The organism is Chitinophaga sp. 30R24 (assembly GCF_049056765.1).
Taxonomy (GTDB): Bacteria; Bacteroidota; Bacteroidia; order Chitinophagales; family Chitinophagaceae; genus Chitinophaga.
The window spans coordinates 17,614-38,929 of sequence record NZ_JBJGXX010000006.1 but is presented as its reverse complement, the minus strand read 5'-3'; the positions used below and the strand labels follow the sequence as shown (position 1 = coordinate 38,929).

11 protein-coding genes and 1 CRISPR repeat array (1 of these 12 cut by a window edge) are annotated in these 21,316 nt (G+C 41.9%); of the genes, 8 read left to right on the top strand and 3 right to left on the bottom strand.

Going from position 1 to position 21,316, the window contains the following annotated elements; genetic code table 11:
* Window positions 1-6: 6 nt before the first annotated feature.
* Genes ACDQ55_RS14500 through ACDQ55_RS14490 form a run of 3 tightly spaced genes read right to left on the bottom strand, consistent with a single transcriptional unit; the run spans window position 7 to window position 9,857 of the window.
* Window positions 7-6,555: a DUF5977 domain-containing protein gene (locus tag ACDQ55_RS14500; RefSeq protein WP_420982123.1), complete on the bottom strand. Its 6,549-nt coding sequence runs from the start codon at window positions 6,553-6,555 to the stop codon at window positions 7-9.
* Window positions 6,556-6,595: 40 nt separating this feature from the next.
* Window positions 6,596-7,699 (bottom strand): hypothetical protein, encoded by a 1,104-nt coding sequence (locus ACDQ55_RS14495; protein WP_420982122.1) that lies wholly within the window; start codon window positions 7,697-7,699, stop codon window positions 6,596-6,598.
* Window positions 7,700-7,703: 4 nt separating this feature from the next.
* On the bottom strand, window positions 7,704-9,857 hold the full coding sequence (locus tag ACDQ55_RS14490) for a hypothetical protein (protein WP_420982121.1): 2,154 nt from the start codon (window positions 9,855-9,857) through the stop codon (window positions 7,704-7,706).
* A gap of 672 nt (window positions 9,858-10,529) precedes the next feature.
* On the opposite strand from ACDQ55_RS14490, the gene ACDQ55_RS14485 reads away from it, so the two are divergent.
* The 8 genes from ACDQ55_RS14485 to cas4 are packed head-to-tail and all read left to right on the top strand — an operon-like array spanning window position 10,530 to window position 19,335.
* Window positions 10,530-12,467 carry a TM1802 family CRISPR-associated protein gene (locus ACDQ55_RS14485; protein WP_420982120.1) on the top strand — a complete coding sequence of 646 codons (1,938 nt, stop codon included), beginning with the start codon at window positions 10,530-10,532 and terminating at the stop codon, window positions 12,465-12,467.
* Between the two features lies 1 nt (window position 12,468).
* Window positions 12,469-13,449 carry a CRISPR-associated protein gene (locus ACDQ55_RS14480; protein ID WP_420982119.1) on the top strand — a complete coding sequence of 327 codons (981 nt, stop codon included), beginning with the start codon at window positions 12,469-12,471 and terminating at the stop codon, window positions 13,447-13,449.
* A gap of 6 nt (window positions 13,450-13,455) precedes the next feature.
* Entirely contained in the window at window positions 13,456-14,265 is an 810-nt protein-coding gene (gene cas5 / locus ACDQ55_RS14475; RefSeq protein WP_420982118.1) for a CRISPR-associated protein Cas5, read from the top strand.
* On the top strand, window positions 14,258-16,684 hold the full coding sequence (gene cas3 / locus ACDQ55_RS14470) for a CRISPR-associated helicase Cas3' (RefSeq protein WP_420982117.1): 2,427 nt from the start codon (window positions 14,258-14,260) through the stop codon (window positions 16,682-16,684). Before cas5 ends, cas3 begins: the two co-directional genes overlap by 8 nt.
* A 3-nt stretch (window positions 16,685-16,687) precedes the next feature.
* Window positions 16,688-17,353, top strand: a complete 666-nt coding sequence (locus ACDQ55_RS14465; protein ID WP_420982116.1) for a CRISPR-associated endonuclease Cas6 — start codon at window positions 16,688-16,690, stop codon at window positions 17,351-17,353.
* Between the two features lie 38 nt (window positions 17,354-17,391).
* The gene (gene cas1 / locus ACDQ55_RS14460; RefSeq protein ID WP_420982115.1) at window positions 17,392-18,408 is read left to right on the top strand and encodes a CRISPR-associated endonuclease Cas1; all 1,017 of its coding nucleotides are present in this window, start codon (window positions 17,392-17,394) and stop codon (window positions 18,406-18,408) included.
* A 36-nt stretch (window positions 18,409-18,444) separates the two neighbouring features.
* On the top strand, window positions 18,445-18,735 hold the full coding sequence (cas2, locus tag ACDQ55_RS14455) for a CRISPR-associated endonuclease Cas2 (protein ID WP_420982114.1): 291 nt from the start codon (window positions 18,445-18,447) through the stop codon (window positions 18,733-18,735).
* 27 nt (window positions 18,736-18,762) lie between these two features.
* A complete protein-coding gene (gene cas4, locus ACDQ55_RS14450) occupies window positions 18,763-19,335 on the top strand; it encodes a CRISPR-associated protein Cas4 (protein WP_420982113.1) in 573 nt (190 codons plus the stop codon).
* A 195-nt stretch (window positions 19,336-19,530) separates the two neighbouring features.
* A CRISPR array of direct repeats spans window positions 19,531-21,316; the repeat unit is 37 nt; unit sequence CTTCTGATATGATTTCCAAAATAAGATGGATTGAAAC; it runs 968 nt beyond the window's last position.

The window sequence follows — 21,316 nt, the reverse complement described above, 5'->3', positions numbered from 1 at the left end:
TTGTTATCATGGTACAATGATGTAATTAGGACTGGATTCAAGCTGATAACCATATACAATGTTATCCGGCTCAATATGCCAACCCCTATCCCAGATAGAAACAGTTACGCTTACAGGCACACGGCTATCAACAATAGCACTCGAACCCGTCATTGAATAGGATTTATGTACATAGTCGATGCTGCCGTCTCTGTTAATTATAGACTGTTGAATTCTTATCACCTGGTTCGTTACGGTAACAGGAATAGTACAAGCCTTATCAGCAAAACAGCTTACTTTCAGGCTTGTCGCTGTCACATCATGTCTTTCCGTAGGGCTTATCTCCTCTGTATATTGTTGCGGTTCAACCTGAGCCAATTTCACATAGAACGTACACCCTGCATTGGCATTTGCATAGGCCTGCCCTTCTGTACTCAACCTCGCCTGCGCCTTCTGGTTGGCAGCAGCTACGCTTGTATAAGAAGTATCTTGATTAGCCGGTACAGTATATGATATCGACAAACCGACTGTACCACTCGGGCAATCATTCTTCGTAAAAGTACCGGTCTGCGGCTCGTTATAATAATAGCAACGGCCGTATTGAGCGGCATATGCGGGTCCTTCCGTTTGCAACCTTACTTTGGCAAGGTTATTAGCCTCCTCTTTACTTACCAGGGATGAATCTGCGCCAGCCGGCAGGAAGTACCGCACAACATCTCCCGCTGCTCCGCCAGGGCAATTGCGCTGGAAATAACCGGATGTGGAATCGCTGTAATAAAAGCCACAACCTATCTGCGCCTTCGCCAGGGAAGGGCCGGCAGCTTCCATATAAGACCACGCTATCTCATTGGCCATTTGCTGACTTACAACGGAACTGAATTTACTGGCCGGCACCGTTACTTTTACGGATTGCTGGTTAGCACCGCAGGTAACCAGGAACGTAGAGTCTATAGCCACATTCCTGAAGGTATCAATAATCACCACAGGCACTTTCCGGTCGGGCACCATCCAGAATTCCTTAAACTCCGTGGCAGCGGCATTGACGATACGGGAACTGTTATTCAATACAAAGGCGTCGCCCTGCAAAGGATTGTCCAACATCGTTACGCTACCTGCCGGAACAGCAATGTTCCTTCTGCCGGAGCGGATAATCTTCATGGAAATATGCCTGCCGCTTAAAGGCGTGCCATCCTGGTTGATAAAGTAAATATCCGGTGTACCGCCTTTCAGCATGTTAGCATCCACTGCCCATACCTTGAAAGCAAGCGGCCAATGGGCAACAGTAGTATCGCATATTTCTCCCCAAACCTTACGTCTTGCATAAGCCAGTATCTCATCACCGGAGAAGAAATAATCGGTTACTTTACCACTCAGTCCCCCAACAATACGTCCCTGCTGGATATCAATATCCTCCAGGGTTACACCGATGTTCTTATAAGCGCCAGACATACCCTCGTAGATCCAACCGGCAGGATAGGTATAATTATATACCCGGTCGTTGTACTCGTTCTGTACGGAAGTCAGTACGGGGTCGCCGGTTTCCGTATCATACAGCAACTGGTGCGTGGATACTTTACTGCCCTTATCAATGGCCACCATGCTATCCAGTATCCCGTGCCGGTAAATCACTTTGGTAGCAGCAACCGACCGGAATACTGTTTCCTCTCTCTGAGGCAACGGAATCAGGGAGGGTATCACCACTGGCCAAACGGCTATCGTGAATGCGTCTGTATTGGCGCTCGCATTTAATCCGTTGGTCAGCGACCTTTCCTGTCGCATATCCAGCATCAGTTCCAGGTCTTTACCGATTTCACTATGCTGTACCTGCCCCTGCGGGGAAATGGTCAGTACCTGGTTATTCAGGTGCAACCGGGCAGCATTGGGATTATCCACGTGATAAAAATTCTCCGTATAAGTGATCCAGTGATTCGGATCCGTTTCAGAACAGGTAGCTTCCGAGCGGATCTTCCCATTCATATCATTCAATTCTATCTTGAATCCCTGGGATACTGCCAGGTAATGCTTATTATATATCCGCAACAAACTACCTAAAGGCGTTTTATAGCGTTTCCGGGTATCGTTATTGATCGGGGTGCATTCAGCGATCGTTGGGAAATCCCGGGTAGTGAAAAACCTGGTTTCATCCACGCCGTTGGCAGAGCGGTTGTTTTTGGTATGAATACTTCTTACGCGCACTTTACTATAGCCTACTGATGGCGCCGGGAAAAAGCCTTCACCCAGGGGCTCTTCGGTGTATCCCATTGTAGTAGGGGCCAGTGCGCTCACTCGCTCCTCATATTCGATCGGTACACGCCAGGGATTTTCTTCGCCACCCAGCATCGGTTCCCACGAAGCTACCCCACTGCTGATCTCTACCTGTTCACCATTTAGCAATTGAGTGCTGGTATACGTATATTCCTTACCGTAAGTGGCGCCCCGCTGGCCGGTCATCTTACTCCAGTTATCATAAGTGACGATGCGTTTTACCCGCAAACCACCGCCATACTTTTTAAGCGTAGGGCTGCAAATCCTCACCAGCGACCGGGACAGATCAATCTGTTGCGCTACCCCTTTCAGTCGTCCTATATTTTCAAAACTACTGAGGGTATTAATAATATTATCTGCCTGGGTTAATAACATCTGCACCGCTTCTTTGGCATCTATCCGGTCGCCCACATCCGATCCCGGATAGGCTTTTGAAGGCAGGTTCAGGCGGAGAAACTGCATAGACGCTTTTACCAGCGGGCTCATAGTGCCCCCAGGGGTACCCAGGGATGAAATACCTTTCAGTTTCACCCATATAGTATTGCCATCATTGTAAAAGCCATACCTGCCAGCGGTATCGATATCTGCATAACAGGATACTATTTCACTACCTCTGCCATAGTTATCCGAAGGCATTTTTACAAAGAGGCGGAAGTATAATTTTTCTATGTTATCCAGGTAACGGGCACGGACCTCCTCTTTCGTAGTAACCGCAACGGGTACATGAATAGATACATACATATTATCCAGGCCTGTTTCATAAAGGCGGTTAGAAATATCCGACAGGCTGGTAGGCTCATGCTTGCTCAGGCCGGCCACTTTGCACATCTGCATAGCCCTTTTATCCTGCACATAAGCATAATCATCGCTTTCATAATCTATCTTGAGCTTTCCACCGGAAGGCATTACGAGGGAATCCAGGGTCCAGGCAGCTGCATTGGCGGCCGCCCTGACGCTGTCCTGTATGGCATAAGGATAATCTGAGTTATTGATCAGGCTTCCTGCTACGGAACCGGGATTCTGCAGCGGGTCCTTGTAATTACCCCAACGATCGTTCCTGCTGGGATTATAGGCAGGGTTCAGTTTATTATAGTTAAAATGATAAGCATTCTTCATCCCTTTATCATTGCCGTTGTAGGAAAACCACACTTCCTTTAAGGTTAGTTTACCACTTCCATCCTGGTTAATACCGGGACATAGCTCATAGGAATAGTTGAAGTGTACCGTTTTTACCGGCCTTGCTTTTGCACCGTTCTTTATAAAGTCTGCTTTCACATACAAGTCTATCTGCTTCAGCAACCTCGCACCACCGTCGGACTTGTTACCCACGCTGTCTATCTGCATCAGATCTTTTCGGCTGCCCAGGGTAAAAATAGCGACCATGCTTTTAGACTCAACAGAATTGAGATACCATATTTCTTTGGTACCGCTAACATAACTGCCCTTATCATCCCGGTTATCGGTTTTCAGTCCTTCATTAAAGGTAGCCTGATTGTTATAGGGCGCTCTCCATTTATAAGGGTTACCCAGGCCGGCAGTTTTCGTATAGTTAAACCGGATAGCATTGCCCGCATCATCATCAGAGATACCATCACCCGTCATATCTACATAATCGGGAGTTAAGATACCGGTCAGCAGAAAGGAATGGGCATAGGGCGGCATCCGTTCTGCGGTGAAATACCGGTCGCGTCCCTGCATATTATCAGGTGTATCATCTGAGCCAGACCGGTAAGGAACCAGTCCTTCATCCGGCTTGCCGGTATTGCCGGCTACTGAGAAAGTGGTTTCTTTCTGGGAAAGGTTATATACCGGTATACCATATACGTAGCGGCGGCCATCGTTGTTGAGCACATCAATTTCAGAAATATGATTTTCCTTTCTGAATTCATTGAGCCGTTTCTCCCGTGTCATCCACGGATGAGCGGCATCGCCGACTGGGAAGGAAGTGGCATCCTTCTGCGTGAAGAATTTGGTGCGGGGTACAATCTGAAAATCCATACCGGGAGCTAGCGCATCCGACTTCCAGTAAAATTCAAACCTGGCTAATTTCTTGGCCTGGTTGTACTGCAGTTCAATGTCATAGAGTTTTCCCCCTTCCAGGTCCAGTGTCGCATAATGTGCTATATCATGTTGTTCATTCAACGAGTCTATAAATACTTCCATTTTCGATTTACCGTCCGACATCCACAGTTTAACCCCGTCATCAGAAATCGTTTTAAAAGTATACCGGCCGCTGACCGGTATTTTCAGCCTGCTGATATACCTTGCACTAAAATAATTTCCTGCCTTGGCCTGCGGGTTTACCTTGTAATCAAAACTGCTCAGGGTGGGGAAATTAATTTCCGATTCCTTTACTGACCGGCTATAGTTGCTAAGCCACTCATCACTGTAGTAAAGTCCCCATAAACCATCTCCGGGGCCGTAAAATTCATCTACAAATTCATCCTTGCTTTTCTTTACAGAAAAAGTATTCTCTGTGTAGTTTTCAATATACCTGGATAATCCTACTTCCGCAGCCTCTTTCGCTGTCAGGTAAGAAATTACCTGGGTTCTCTTTTCCCTGTCGGGCTTCACAACGTTGTGGGTATTCAGTGAAATATCCTGTTGCGGAAGCCCCTTCTGGTATGGTGTTAGCCGGTTAGTAGTCTGAATCTGGGCAGTATTTCCCAATTGCGACAAGCGGGGCGTCACCAGCTGGTCACCGCCCAGTGCCTCATAAAAGGAAAGGGAGTTGATTGTTTTCTCTCCCGGGCTCCTGAAATATGCGGATTCAAAACGCTTGTCTGTTTTCCGGAAAGCTGCAATATCTTTTAATGGGTTGCTCTCATCCCATAAACCCGCCGAAGTGATCACCCTTGTAAAATCCATATCCACGCCCACATGCCCGATAAAGCCGCCGCCAATATCTGCACTGATACTCCGGGAACCATCCCGGGTAGTCATGGTATTATCGTATACATAGCCAATATCATTGCGATAAGCCCGGAAGTTGCCGCCAATGCCCTCACCGGATAGATTAAAAATGTCGTAGGTATAGGAAGGTACCCCGATGTTGGGCACCGCCGGTTTGTCGCGGTACGGAATATCCTTCTCCCGGTTAAAATCCAGCAGTGCGTTGCGGTTATTATTGGCATGCTCATAGTTGAGATATCCATAGGCGGGCAGGCTTAAAAACTTGTCTCCCTTTTCAATTCCCTGTTTTGTATAATAACCGCTGATAAAATAAGCAGGATGTATTACCGTATAAACCGTACCCACTTTCAGGGTAACAGTAGTAGCCGTATTCGTATAGGGCATATTGATAGTGGGCGTATACGCCGGGGAGGCGAAAGAGAAAAATGCGCTCGCACTTCTGCCCGTCTTAAATTGCTGTTCCTTGGTTACAGTTTCACCTGCCGAATTTTTAGTACTCTTTTCTGTTGCCTTTGTAGCACTAACGCCGCCGGATAACTGCAAACCGGATAATCCCGACCTGGAATTATAAGATGATCCGATACTAACATGGCCCGAAACAGCCGCATTGGCATTCACTTCCTCTGCTTTGCTTTTATACCCGATGGTACTGGAAATAGTTAACCCTGTCTGGGAATTATTGGCGATAGACATCCCGAAAGTAGCCTGGCCTCCTGCTGATTTTCCTGCACTGATAGATGCGTTGGCAGCAGTCTCAAATCCCCATCCTTTATAGGTATTTTTAAAAACACCCAGGTGGCCGCCAAGACTAAGCGGCATCGGCAGCCCTATGATCTCCATATCCGACCCCAGGTTAACTCCTACCGTTTCGTTATCCCGTATGGATAATTCTTTACTAACAATATCTCCGTCAAAATCGTCTGGGAGCCCTCTCAGGTTCCGGGTAATACTTCCCGGGTTAATATTCCATCCCAAGCCTACCCAACTGGCCTCCTGATCCATGGATATACCACTATTATACCCCAGGGTAACCGGGTAACCACCTACATCCAGCAGGGGAATGGAATAATGAAAATCCCCGGAGAAAAGATCCACCATATTATCTGTTCCCGCCGGGTGAAAGGTCTGCGTCTCCGGTTGCGTAGGACCGCCCAGATCTGCTTTTTTAGCTGGTGGCGTATAGGCTTTACTGTTACCTTTTGTTACAGGGGCGGCGATTACAGGCCGAACAGCTGCCGGCACCGTATAGCTTTCCCGTGTGTTTACCGCAACAGGGATATTGCGGGTATTGCTTACAGCTGCTCTTACCGGTACCGGGATCAGCATATCCAGGTACATCACTCCCAACAGGGAAGCTGCAATCCATTTTTTTCCTCTCGCTGCAATAGCCAGTATCATTTCATTCTATTTTAGGTAAGGGATAAGTGCCCGTCTTTTTTTAAAGGGATGGGGTATATATAAATTTCATTTCCCAGTTTTCGGATCTTTTATTCATCAGCCGGAATAGGTAAGTTTTCCCGGAAGATAACCTGCTACCGTTTTGCAGCGGTAATACCATCATATTGGCGCCTGGTTGCAGGCTTACCTGTCCTTGTCGGACAACCCGGTTATTTTCTTCCAGGGCAATGATTTCATAGGTAGCCGTTGCATCGCCCGCATCATTTACATAAGTACACTTCACAGATTTTCCACTGTTGATGGCCGGGCCACTTTCCCGTCTCAGCTCTACAAAGGCAGTCAGGTCGTCTACAAGCACATTGGCAGGCTTTTTTACCCGGAATGTCCATACATCTGTTTGTGCTGCATATTGCCGGCCATTATTGGCCGTAATCATCCAGGCATAGGTAATACCGCTGTCCAGCGCTGGCGCTCCTGCCGGATAAGGCAGGAAAGGCTGGCGAAGACCGGAAAACCGGTATACCGCCATATTAGATTGAACCGCTTCTACAGCAGACTGGCCTTCTTCCAGTGCTACCAAGACCATATCGTAATTCAGATCAGCAAATAGGTTCAGGGGAGCTGGCGGGATCCAGGTAAACTGCGGCAATGAAGATTCCAGCATGGCAGTATTCGCCGGGCTATTCAGCTGGGGCGGCGCCACCGGTTCCACTACAAAATTCAAGCATTGCTCGCTCTGGGTATGGTCCGATTTATCGCCGGTTACAATGAGGCTGTAACATACACTATACCTGCCGGGAGGCAGCAAGGCATTCTCTCTCCTGTCTGCCACCGGAGATAAATACTCATACGTAACGGGGCTTACATCTTTTAGTTGCAGCTGCCGGGCACCGCTGCTCAGGGCAATACTGCGGGTAATGCCGTTCAGCACCGGCTGTCCAGTAGTGGCATCCATCAATCGCATAGCAATTACGGCGTTCAGCGGCGTGTTGGCGGTACTGGTCAGCACCAGGTTCCATAACTGCGACTGCTGTAACAGACCTGCCGGTGGTACCTGTACAGACATTACCACTTGCGCATTCATTTTCATCGTCAGCAGCCACGTTAAACAAACGGTAACTGCCAGGGTTTTGATTCGGGTCATAATTTTAAAATATCCTGGTATAGGTTAATCTTCCTGTATTGTTCGACACCAGCTGCCTGCTGCTGCCGGGCATATAACTTTTATCCCCCCGTAAAGCCATCTCTCCAAAATAAGGTACCTGGATACGGGCATTGATACCATATCCCCATTGCCGGTTGTCATATACCGTCTGCAGGTTATATTTCAATGTACCGCCTACATCCAGCCAGGAACGCAGCTTCCAGGTGCCTTCACCAGACAGGGTGTATAATGCATAGTCAGTAGTCACAGCTGCTGCAGCCTGTGCAGTGAGTGTTAATTGTGGCAGGAAAAGCGTATGGCTGCCCAGCCAGTTCCGGCTATTATAATATACAAATGCACTATCGGTTTGCCGGTTATAGAAACGGCTGTAGCTGGCCATACTGCTCATCAGTATTTCATGATATTTGTACGTATGTGTAACCGTTGCCGTGAGCATACTAAACACCTGCTCTGTAAAATGGGATTCATCCAGTTTCACCAACTGTGAAGAAGGCTGGTAACCCAGCGACGCCACCGGCCACCGGGGAATACGCATGGTTAGCTGTAAGCTCTTAAACACCGTATTGCTTTGGTAATTGGAGGGCATATAAAAAGTGGCATAATCATTCTTGCGGATCGCAGCAGCCAGCAGTAAACGCTGATGAAAAAACGGCTGCTCTGCCTGCACATTCCAGGCAATCTGGCGGGAGCCGGTCGTATAAAGACTGAAAGACTGGAAATCGCTGTTCATCCACTTGTACATCCCGTTTATCCGCGTATTCCAGTTGGGCAGTAATGTGCTGAAAGCAGCTGTATAAGCCTCATTACTATGCGTAGAAAAATCCATCATGCTGCTGGCATTACTACCGCCATGAAACTGCCGTGTATTCCAGGGCAGAGAAGACTTGGCCACTTCCGCCGTCAGGAAAGTATTCGGCAGCAGTTTCCATTGTCCCTCCAGGGCTACGCCCATCAGGTGATTGTCGGCCAGGTGCCCCGTATCGGTAAGAGCGCCTCCGTACAGCTGCTTTTTGCCGGTATAATAGGTAACAAAAACATGATTGCCTTCCCGCATCCCCCAGCCGGCCCGTACCAGGCTAAGATACTGTGGGGATCGCTGCTCCCGCACAATGAAGTTGCGGAACTGGTAATCCACCACACCCGTAGCAACCGCCAGGTACCAGGAAGGATTGTATTCCAGTTGTACCCCCGTAATACTGATATTTTTTGCCGTGAGTTCCGAGTAATCGGCCATCGTACGCCCGATACCGAAACTACGTATAGCCAGTAACGTTTTAAATCCTTTGGGCACAATACTATCCGGCAGGTTCATACTTTCCAGTTCATCAGCCAGCTCCCGGCTGTTACGGCTATGCTGCAGCACATCCAGCAGGTGCGCTTTCTGCCGGCCCATTTTCTGATCCAGCTGCCGGTATTTTTTATCTGTTGCGCTCAGCCGCTCCTGCAGGGAATCCAGCAATAATTTTCTTCCATTCATTTCCGCCATTAAGCGCTGGTAAAGGCTGTCGCCGTGTTGCCCGGCCGTTATTCTGCCTGCCAGCGAATCCAGCTGGAAGCGCATGGCCTGCTCCCGCGCTTCTATCAGCCGTTGTTTATAATCGGGCATGTTAATATCCAGTCGCAACGCCATCAGCTTTGCACGCAGACTGTCTTCATACTGCTTCAATGAATCCAGTTCCAACTGTTGCTTGAGCTTCCCCATACCCCAGTTTTTGGCGTTCATCAGCAGTTGGTTCCTAAAGTCCCGGTTATTATAATATAACCTTGCACCCGTTAGGTTCCTAAATAACGAAGAGTTACCTTGTTGTGTGCTGAAAGATAACCGTAACGGATATCTGTTCTTTACAGTAATACTGAGGTTGGTTTGGAGCGTATGCTGATGTATATCCCTTTCCGTATAAGGAGTATCAATATTGGACTGGTAATAAAAATCGTACAGCACATTCCCATGTACTGCCAGCAGGGGCACGTGAACCGGCTCCTGTTTTACAGGCAAAGGCTTTCTGCTTACCAGCCGCACGGCGGTAATGTTAGCCGAATCAGGTCTGCTGAACAAGGGAACAGAAATACTTACCAGGCCTTTACATCCACTATGTATATAATAATACCCGGTATCGGCCACATACCGATTCCCCATAAACATCCGTTGGGCAGCAACAGTTATGCATATCAGCTGGCTAACAATCAATAGGTACAAGACTCTCACACGACATCATTACATTAAATATACTTACCTGGGAGAATGGGTTACGCTATTGCTACAAGATACTAGAACACAAACAGGCACTCATTTCAAGGTATAGGTACGTTCTTTTTAAATACTTCAAAGTCATAAATACGACTTGGCAAAAATAAACATAATTGTGAAATGCCAAAATACTTTTATGATCATTTTGAGAATGAAGTAAACATGATTTGATTAAAACGGAGGGGGAATTTTCATGATTATATAGTCGTGAAAAGGATACAGAAAAAGTTATCCATGCATACGGAGTACTATCTTCTACCTAGGTTATTGTTCAATTGAAAGATTATATGCAAGCGGATGGGAAAATAAATTTCTCAAATAATTACAAATATTATCTCTATTGAAGCGCTGCTATCAAAATGCAAAATTAACTTTCATTTTGTAGCATAATGCACCATCATTTTTTTCGGAGAGACGTTAATAATGCCCCTAACCCCTGGTGGCCCAGTTAATGAAAGCTTTATAAAAAAAGCTGAATAACATAAAGATAACAAATACTATATACCTGCGAAAACTATAATATTTATATTGCAACCGCAATTAAACCTTATATTCCACTATATGCTATTAACCCTTACCCGATTAGGTGAACAACTTAGCAGAAACCTTGATGAATGGTCGGATATCATTGATATACCTAAAATTAATGCTCAAAAAGAGAACCTTATAACCGGCATCATTTTTAATCTGGATGAACAGACCATCAGCCTGCATGAAGTGAGCAACTATAGCGAAGACTCCCCTTATGCCTATAGAAATGTAGCCATAAAAGGGGGTAATAATAAAGCAACTTATGTTTGTTGTGATACCGGAAAAATCATTCAAATTGAAAAAACATTTTTCGGCAAAATAGATAACAAGGGGAATCTTCCTGCTAAAGGAGAGTTCCAAGAATACATTGACAATAAATTCCCGGAACTTCGTAGCACCTTATTATATCAGGTACTTGCGGCAACTTTTTCTTTGCGAGAAAGGTTCCTGGAAGAGCAATGGAATAAACCTGAAACTATTTACGATAACGCTTTTGACGGAAATTATAAAAGCAATGGCTCAAAAAGCAGTATCGTGCTCACTTATGCTGCCGTGCTTTCCCCCAAACTGGGCATTCAAGAAATTACACGTGTTTCAGCACTGGAAGGCTACGAAAAATTTATACGATTGGATCGATTGACCCAACCTGTTTCAAAGGAACAAAAGATCAGCTATGCTTCCGGCAGCAGTAAAGAAAATGTGACCAGCGTAGCCTTTCCTAATCGGTATAGCATCAATTACATGTTTGTGGAAACTACATTAAATTATGCTGCCGGTTTTAATAAGAATAATTTTCATAAAAACTATCAGGTCAATTCTGAAGAACAATTATATCTGGAGAGAGCTTCGGAGTATCTGTTGAAAACACAACAAATAAGCATTGCAGGCATCTCCCACTGTATTATTCCTCAGTTCTTGTCGAAAAAAACAGTAAACTATCACACCATTTTAGAAGAAACTTATAAGAAATCGGAATTATTATTTCAGGGTAAAGTATTTGCTGGTTCAATTACTTCCATTGAAGATGAAATGCAGGAAGGAGATATCTACTGGCTTAATTTTCTGGCGTTTGAATCAGATGGCAATTCTTTCAAAACTATCAACCTGATAAAAGATGTATCAAAAACACACTTTGAAAAGGTGTTAAAAGTTTTTGAAGATACTGATTTGCTATTCAAAACCCTGGAGGACGCAGTAGCATGGCAAGATGTAATGACTGAATACTGGAATCAAGAAAAAAAATCGGGGCCATTCAATTTATACAATATCTATCAGCTCATTCCGCTACGGAAAGATAAAGAAAAGAAAAATAATGCTTTATCCATTTTCAAATCTATACTAGAAACGCGAAAAATCAATACCGATATCCTGTTTAAGCACTTCACTGAACTTATTCTCTGTCATCGATTTGGGCGGTATGAAGCATACAAAAATGTAAAAAAATTTAGTGATGATGCTTTTGACTTTGCTATAAGAGATGCTGTTTTTAAATACCTGGCATTTTTTAAGGTTTTAACCCAACTAAAACTATCAAACTATATGGAAGATAACAATCTAACTGAAACAGAAGAAATAATCGGCATTGAAGAAACCACCTCTATTTCGGATTACCAGCAAAGAATAGAAAAATTCTTTGAAAAAATGAATTATAAAGATTACCAGAAAGCATTATTCTATTTAGGCAGAATGCTCAACTCAGTAGCTTATATCCAGAAAGACAAAAAGAAAACCGTGCTCGATAAATTAAACTTTAACGGTATGGAAAAAAATGATATACAGCGACTCAGGAATTCATTAGTAGAGAAAGCAGAACAATACAAAGAGGTAGGAAAAATTATTTTCACAGATGCCCGCTTTCATGAATTCTTCCATTATAATGATTGGAATATTAATCCCCAGGAAGCCTTGTTTTTCATATTAAACGGCTACTCTTTTGGTATCAACGTAAAAAACAATAAAAATTTATAAAATGTCTATCGTACAAAATAACTCAGATTTCCTATTCCTATTCGATGCTACCTTATGCAATCCGAATGGTGACCCCGACCAAGAGAACAAACCGAGAATGGATTATGATACCAAAACAAACCTTGTAACCGATACACGATTGAAACGTTCTATCCGCGACTATCTCAAAAGTGAAGGAGTTGAAATTTTTGTAGACATGGAAGGAGAAAACAAAGTAAGTCCTGGTACAAAGTTGCAGTATGTGATTGACAGAGTCCTTAACAATGAAGCGGATATTGATTTGCTATTTCAGGAAAAGCCTTCACTAAAAACTACGTTCCAGGAAATTGTATCTAGCAAAAAAGATAAAGACAGCATATTTAAAACACTTCAGGATAAGAAAAATCTGGAACTCAATACTTACATGCTGGCGCAGCTGGTAAAGAACAAATTTGTTGATATTAGAATGTTTGGAAGTGCATTTGCTGTCGCAGGCTTTACGAAAGCCTATACCGGTGCTATACAAATCAATTGGGGATATTCCTTACACGAAGTAGATCTGGTAGATAGCAATTCAATTGTGACGACGATGAACGATGACAGTAGCACCTTCGGAAAAGACTATCGTGTACATTACAGCTTACTCGCCTTTAATGGTACCATTAATAAACATGCCGCTCAAACAACAGGGCTCACTGAACAGGACAGGGATACCTTCAGGATATCTGTATGGAATGCTGTTTCAGCCAACCCTACCCGTTCCAAACTCAATCAATATGCTAAACTACTGCTTGAAATTGTTTATAATGATGGATTCTCTAATGGTTATTTCGGCGACCTGAGAAAATACCTGACTGTTAAGCCTAAAAAAGAAAATGTGCGGGGACTGGAAGATCTTGAAATAGATTTTTCAAAACTGAAACAGCTCCTCAGCGACAATACCGGCAAAGACAAAGCCATCAAAGAAACATTTTTAAAAAATCACCCCGCCATCAATTATTAGAAAGGCATGGAAGTTTTACAGATTGATCTCAAGGGAAAGATGGCTCACTTCAGGAAGTATTATGCCAATAACACTTCCTTGTCTTTCAGTATTCCTCCCAGAACTACCATTAGTGGTATGTTAGCTGCTATACTAGGTTTACCTAAAGATGAATATTATTCGAAATTCTCTTCTGACAAAATCCGGATAGGTATTTCCTTACGTTCGCCCGTGAAGAAAACGTTCCACCGGTTAAATTTTCTTCGTGTGACCAGTCTCGGAAACCTGGGCGCCGACATAGAGAAGAGTAAACCATTCAGATCTGACTTTAGAGGAACTGGCGGAAACATACAAACTCCATTTGAAATTATAACCGGATATAATTTACAATGTGATGAAATATGTTACAGGATTTTTGTATCTGCTTTCGATACAACAGATCCTATATTCGATCTGCTAAAAGAGTATACGTTGCAGCGGCGCACACATTATAATCTATCATTTGGGATAGCCGGTTTTGCCGCTTATATAGACGATGTACACCTGTTCACGAAAGAGAAAATAGCGCATAAAAAAATCAACAATCAGGAGGTAATACTTCATTCCGCTGTTATTTCCGATAAGATTACTGCCCTGCATTTTGAAAAAGATGATGATAGTAACTTTGTAGAAGAAGAACTGATGCCGGCAGATTTCATTGCCGATAATAACCGGGAAATATCCAAAATGAATCGTGTACTATTTACCCATCATGCGCTGCCACTAAAGGTTAGTTATAGTGGTGATTACTATATACTGGACGATTCACAATCAATTACTTTCTTAGAAAATGAATAACGCAATCATCTTTTATTCTCATTCAAAAGAAAGTACTTCCGGGCAAACCGGGTCTAAACGTTTAACTGTACATAATCAGGGAGTCACTGGAAAAGCGATAAAGAATCTCTACGCTGGTTTAGGGTTCAGCTTTAGTATCCAAACGTTGGAAAATTTGCTGGATGACCTATGCCAATATCATGACCTAGGGAAATACACTATCTTTTTCCAGGACTACCTGCTTAAAAGAGGAAAACCAAACCAAGAGCTAAAAAAGCACTCCCGCATTGGAGCTTATGCAGTACATGAAAAATATAAAGAAAAAAGCCCTATCCTCGCGGCATTTAGCTATTTTATCATTGTTTCTCATCATTCCAATCTGACGGAGATTATTGACTGTCTTAAAAAAGAAAAGGATAAAGAAAGTATATTTAATACGCAAAGAGATAGTCTGCTACCTCACCTTGAGCAGATTAAAGATGAACTATCCTCTCCTGCATTACATCAACTGTTATCATTCCCTGATTTCAAAAAATGCCGGAATGAGATACGTAACCTGCGGGAATCTGGCAAGGCATCTATTGAACACTATTTTCTGATTAACTATCTCTTCTCCTTATTAATAGAAGCCGATAAGCTGGATGCCTCCGATACACCGGTTTATCAGAGGCAAGCCATTACAAGCGATCTCGTTGATCAGCGATTACATAGCAGCACTAATGTATTACGCAATCAGGTTCGCAAAACAGTCATTGCCAAGCTGAATAAGCCGGATATCCTGCAACATAAGATCTTTACGCTCACCGCTCCTACCGGAGTAGGTAAAACACTTGTTGCATTGGATTTCGCACTTAAGCTCCGGGAGAAAATTCACCTGGAAGAAAAGTTTCTGCCACAGATCATTTATGGACTTCCCTTCATTAACATCATTGAACAGGCTTTAGAAGAGTACGAACACACCATGCCGGATACAAATATACTGGCACATTATCAGTACGCAGATGTTTTTAATAAAAAAGAAAATGATGGGGAAAGCATTGCATCTGATTACCATCAACAACTGATGCAGCTGGATACCTGGCAGAGTGACGTGGTGATTACTTCCTTCGTCCAATTTTTTCAGACATTAATCGGCAACCGGAATAAACTACTGAAAAAATTTCACCATATGGCTGGGGCCATTGTAATATTGGATGAAGTACAAACCCTGTCACTGGATAAGATTCCGATTATTGGTGTTTGTCTCTATCATCTATGTAAGTATCTGGGTACCCGTATCCTACTGATGACAGCAACCAAACCACAGATATTTGAACTGGCCTACCAGGAGATTTTATTGAGAGAAAATAATCTGGACAAATCGGATAAAGCCTTTTTTAATAATGGTCAGCCAGCTTACCTAGAATTATTGGACGATCATAAAAACATCTATGAAAGCTATCGCCGTACAGCTATTAAGCCCTTACTGGACAGAGGAATTGTTGATGAAGCGGACTTTATCAGCAACTACTTCCATCAACATTGGAACAATAATCAATCGTGCATTATAGTAGTTAACACTGTAAACAGAAGTATTGAATTATATGAAGCCGTTAAACAGTATTTATCTGAAAAAAAATACGATAATCCAATCCATTACTTATCCACCAACATTGTTCCCTGTCGCCGGTTTGAGGTAATCAAACAAATTAAAGAGGAACTACGTGCTAACCTCCACCCGATTCTCATATCTACTCAGATAGTAGAAGCTGGTGTTGATCTTGATTTTGATATGGGTTTCCGTGACATAGCTCCTATTGATTCCATTATACAGGTAGCAGGACGTATTAACCGGCAGGCCAATCCCCTAAATCCTGAAAGAACATACTTACCTTTGTATATTATAGACTTCGGAGATTGTCATCTAGTTTATGGAAAAATTACTTATGACCAATCTCGCAAAGCGCTGAATGGGAAAATACAAATATATGAATCTGAATATTTGGAGCTTGTTCATAACTATTTCAATCAGATAGCAGACAAAGGTGGCTTTGATTATTCCAGAAAATTATATCAATCATTGAAAAACCTCGAATATGATAACAAAGACCATAGTATATCAACATTCAAAATTATTGAAGAGCAACATAATGCCCGCTCAGTTTTCGTTGAAGTAGATGAATGTGGAACTATTGCCAAAGAAGCTTTCTTGGATATGCTGAATTGTTCTGACAAAGAAGCGGCTAAACAAAAGAAGATCATATTTGAGCGTTCGCATAAGCGTGTTTTTAATCAAAGGATTATTACAGTGCCTTCCTGGTACACGGATGAACTACGTCCAATTCACCCTTTGGCAGAAGATATACTCGTTATAGACCAACAGCTGTTAAATATTGCGTATGATACTGAAACAGGATTCAATCGTAAAAATAGAAAAGAAATACATACTATACTCTTCTAACTCATGCCCATTCAACTACATCAAACAGTTATCCGTTTTCCGGAAATAAACTTGTCTCCCCGTGATGCACATAAACTGCGGGGATTTTTTGGCAATTTATTCAAAGAGCAGTCGCCACTGCTTCATAACCATCTGGAATCAGGAGAACTATTATATCGCTACCCAATGGTACAATACAAAGTATTAGAGCATATCCCAATATTGATTGGTCTTAACGAAGGGGCTGATCTACTGACTCAACTATTTCTTCAGATGCGGTATTTAGAAATTGATGGTTGTAGTTATCCTATCTTGCAAAAGAACATCGAAAGCAAGCAACTAACAATTGGCCTGTCAGACGACCTCCATGCCTACCGCTTTCAAACACTGTGGATGGCCTTAAATCAAAAGAACTACGCCGATTATCGCCGTGAAGACGAAGTTCAGAGAGCAAAGCATTTAAAGTCGTTGTTGATCGGTAATATCCTCAGCTTCTGCAAAGGAATCAACTATCAGGTAGAAGGTACTATTATGGCCAACCTCAAAGTTACTAATGAGAAAGAAACTAAGTTTAAAAATAAAACCATGATGGCTTTTGAAGCCGATTTTGTAACAAATATGTTACTTCCTGATAGTATTGGACTGGGAAAGCAGACATCCAGAGGATTCGGGACGGTGGTACGGGCCTAATACAGTTTATCCGGTCAGTTGTTTAAAGTAATTGAAAAATGCAAATCTACCTCAATACTTTTGGGACATATCTGCATGTAAAAGACGATATGTTTGAGATAAAAATTCCGTCTAAGGATACATCACCCACCAAACAATATCTTGCAGTACATAAGATCAGCTCAATCATAATATCTGTTTCTGCAGCCCTTAGTACAGATGCAATCAGGCTGGCACTAACAAATAACATTGATATTATTTTCACGCAATCAGATGGCCATCCATTAGGTAGAATCTGGCATAGTAAACTTGGCAGTACCACACGTATCAGAAAGCGGCAGCTGGAGGCAAGTCTTGGAGAAGAGGGAGTTAAGTATACTAAATTATGGATTGAGCAAAAAATGAATAACCAGCTGGAGTTTATCCATGACCTCAAAAAACATCGTCCACAAATAGCTGAATATTTGCAAGAGAAAGCTAACAGCATAGGGCAGCTTTGCCAGTCGCTCCAGGCTCTTCAGGCAAGCAGGATTGACAGTATAGCTGATACTATACGAGGACTGGAAGGTACAGCAGGAAGATTATACTTTGAGACCATCAGTTACGTACTACCAGCGCAATACCAATTTTCAGGCAGGAGCATGCGTCCCGCAAAAGATGCCTATAATGCGTTCTTAAATTACGGTATGGGTATTCTCTACTCCCGGGTAGAAAAATGCCTTATGATTGCAGGACTAGATCCTTACGTTGGATTCCTTCACCGGGATGATTATAATCAGAAGAGTATGGTGTTCGATTTTATTGAACCTTACAGAACATTTGTTGAAACCACAGTTTTCAGGTTATGTTCTGCCAAGAAGATTAATAAGTCTCATACAGATGATATTACTAATGGAGTTACACTTAATAAAGCAGGAAAGGAATTACTGGTTACGACACTCAACAATTATATGGAAGGTGACCCCATCCGATATAAAGGAAGGAACCAAACGAGATCCAATGCAATGCAACAGGATGCACACAGTTTTGCAAACGAATTAATAAAACGGGAAGGAACTGGAGAAGAAAATAAATAATAAATCAAGATTATCTCATTTACAATCAGCAATTATATGATAGCATGGGTACTCTATGATATTCAAGATGATAAAGTGCGGACTAAAGTTGCCAAACTTTGTAAACAAACGGGATTATATCGCGTTCAATTTTCTGTATTCCTAGGAACGATCGATAAAAATCAAAAAGATACCCTTGAGCTACAGATAGAAAACCTAATAGATGAGAATAAAGATGCCGTATACATTTTCCCTATGTCCAAGCATGAACTTCAGGAAACCATTCTATTAGGTAAAGCCTTCGATAAAAGGCTAATAACCGACGAAGTGAAAGCATTATTCTTATGAAGTCTTCTAAAATTATAGCATGAGGATATGACATTAACACCATCACATATTATAGAATATTTATATTGTCCACGATTTACTTATTTTGAATATGTATTAACAATACCTCAATATGAAGAGCGCAACTATAAAGTAATGCGGGGACGGGAAATCCATGACAGAAAACTAGAAGAAAACAAGTCCTATCTAAGGCAGAAAATCGGCGTAATAAAAAGATATAATGATCAATACCTTACCAATGAGTTGCTTCGTGGTAAAATAGATGAAGTGCTAATGCTAAAAGATGGCACTATGGCTCCTCTTGACTATAAATTTGCTATATTTGAAGAACGCATTTATGATACTTATAAAACACAAATATTTTGTTATGCATGGCTGATAGAGCAAAATTTTGATACTATCGTAAAAAAAGGATTTCTGGTTTATACACGAAGTAAAAACAAGCTGATTGAAATCGAGGTGACAAAAGCAGATAAACAATCAGTTGAAATATGTGCTCAGGAGATTAACAAGATTATTAGCACTAACTTCTTCCCCAAGGCAACAAAATATAAGCAAAGATGCGTAAGTTGTACTTATCGTAATATTTGCATAAAATAATCGCATTCCGGCTTGCTATTTATTTTTCAAGTATAAAAATTATGCTTTAAATAACTGATAATAAATCATTTACGATTCCGAAAAAGATTAAAAAATGTATGTTTTAGCTCTTTGAAATATGGATGGAAACAAAAAGTAGCGGGTTGAGAAATAAGGATAAATGTATGATTTTCAGTCACTTAATGACATAGACGACTTCTGATATGATTTCCAAAATAAGATGGATTGAAACGATACGACTACTTCGATCGGGTACGCTATCGCAAAGCTTCTGATATGATTTCCAAAATAAGATGGATTGAAACACGATAGCCTGGAGGTGAGCGTTAGTCTAGCCAACACTTCTGATATGATTTCCAAAATAAGATGGATTGAAACCGGGACGCCCAGAGGGAAAAGAAGTAGGCCGGGTAATCTTCTGATATGATTTCCAAAATAAGATGGATTGAAACGTTCAGTGGCCAATACTTTCGCTTCACGCCGTCGATCTTCTGATATGATTTCCAAAATAAGATGGATTGAAACAATCCGATCCGGTACGTACCGAGGGCGCCACAGGCTCTTCTGATATGATTTCCAAAATAAGATGGATTGAAACTGGAAAATGATCTTAGACCAGCTTGGCAGAAGCGTATCTTCTGATATGATTTCCAAAATAAGATGGATTGAAACTTGCCCGTGGCGGCGATGATCCGGCCAGTCTCAAATCTTCTGATATGATTTCCAAAATAAGATGGATTGAAACCTAATGGGCCTTCTCGAGGAAGAATTACCGAAACTGCTTCTGATATGATTTCCAAAATAAGATGGATTGAAACCTTCCAGTAGCTTTCTATTGTCGTATATTGAGCCACTCTTCTGATATGATTTCCAAAATAAGATGGATTGAAACTAACCAACCATCTGATCTTATAACCATTACTAAAACCTTCTGATATGATTTCCAAAATAAGATGGATTGAAACTGATCTTAAGTCGAATGAATAATCTTTCGCTCTAAACCTTCTGATATGATTTCCAAAATAAGATGGATTGAAACATTTTTTCGATTTTTTGTGCGCCTATTGGCTATGCTCTTCTGATATGATTTCCAAAATAAGATGGATTGAAACAAACATGATCACCTTAGTGATCCAAATAAAAAATTCCTTCTGATATGATTTCCAAAATAAGATGGATTGAAACCTTATTAGTTAAACTGATTAAGTAATGAAATGTCCACTTCTGATATGATTTCCAAAATAAGATGGATTGAAACAGGATTCTTCGAAATAATGTGATTGGGACCGGTATCATCTTCTGATATGATTTCCAAAATAAGATGGATTGAAACTCACCAGTTGCCACTTATGCTTGCAGGAATGCAAAATCTTCTGATATGATTTCCAAAATAAGATGGATTGAAACGTGACGTATCTTTGATTCATCAAACAAACAAAAACTACTTCTGATATGATTTCCAAAATAAGATGGATTGAAACTGGCCCTGATTATTTTGTGAAAGGATCAACTGTCGTCTTCTGATATGATTTCCAAAATAAGATGGATTGAAACCGCTAGACATTACAGGGCTGACTGCGGGAAAGACTATCTTCTGATATGATTTCCAAAATAAGATGGATTGAAACATCAATTACCCTTTCCATCAGTTTGGAATAAGGATTCTTCTGATATGATTTCCAAAATAAGATGGATTGAAACAATTAAACGCTGAGTTAGACGTAGAGTAAGATCAAGACTTCTGATATGATTTCCAAAATAAGATGGATTGAAACTAAAGCGGCTGTTATTGCTGTAACCACTGTGGAGCGTCTTCTGATATGATTTCCAAAATAAGATGGATTGAAACTGACGCTCGCCCCATCAAAGGGAGATGCGCTTTATCTTCTGATATGATTTCCAAAATAAGATGGATTGAAACCAGTGTTTCTGTTGACGGGAAAACAACTGTAGTTTGCTTCTGATATGATTTCCAAAATAA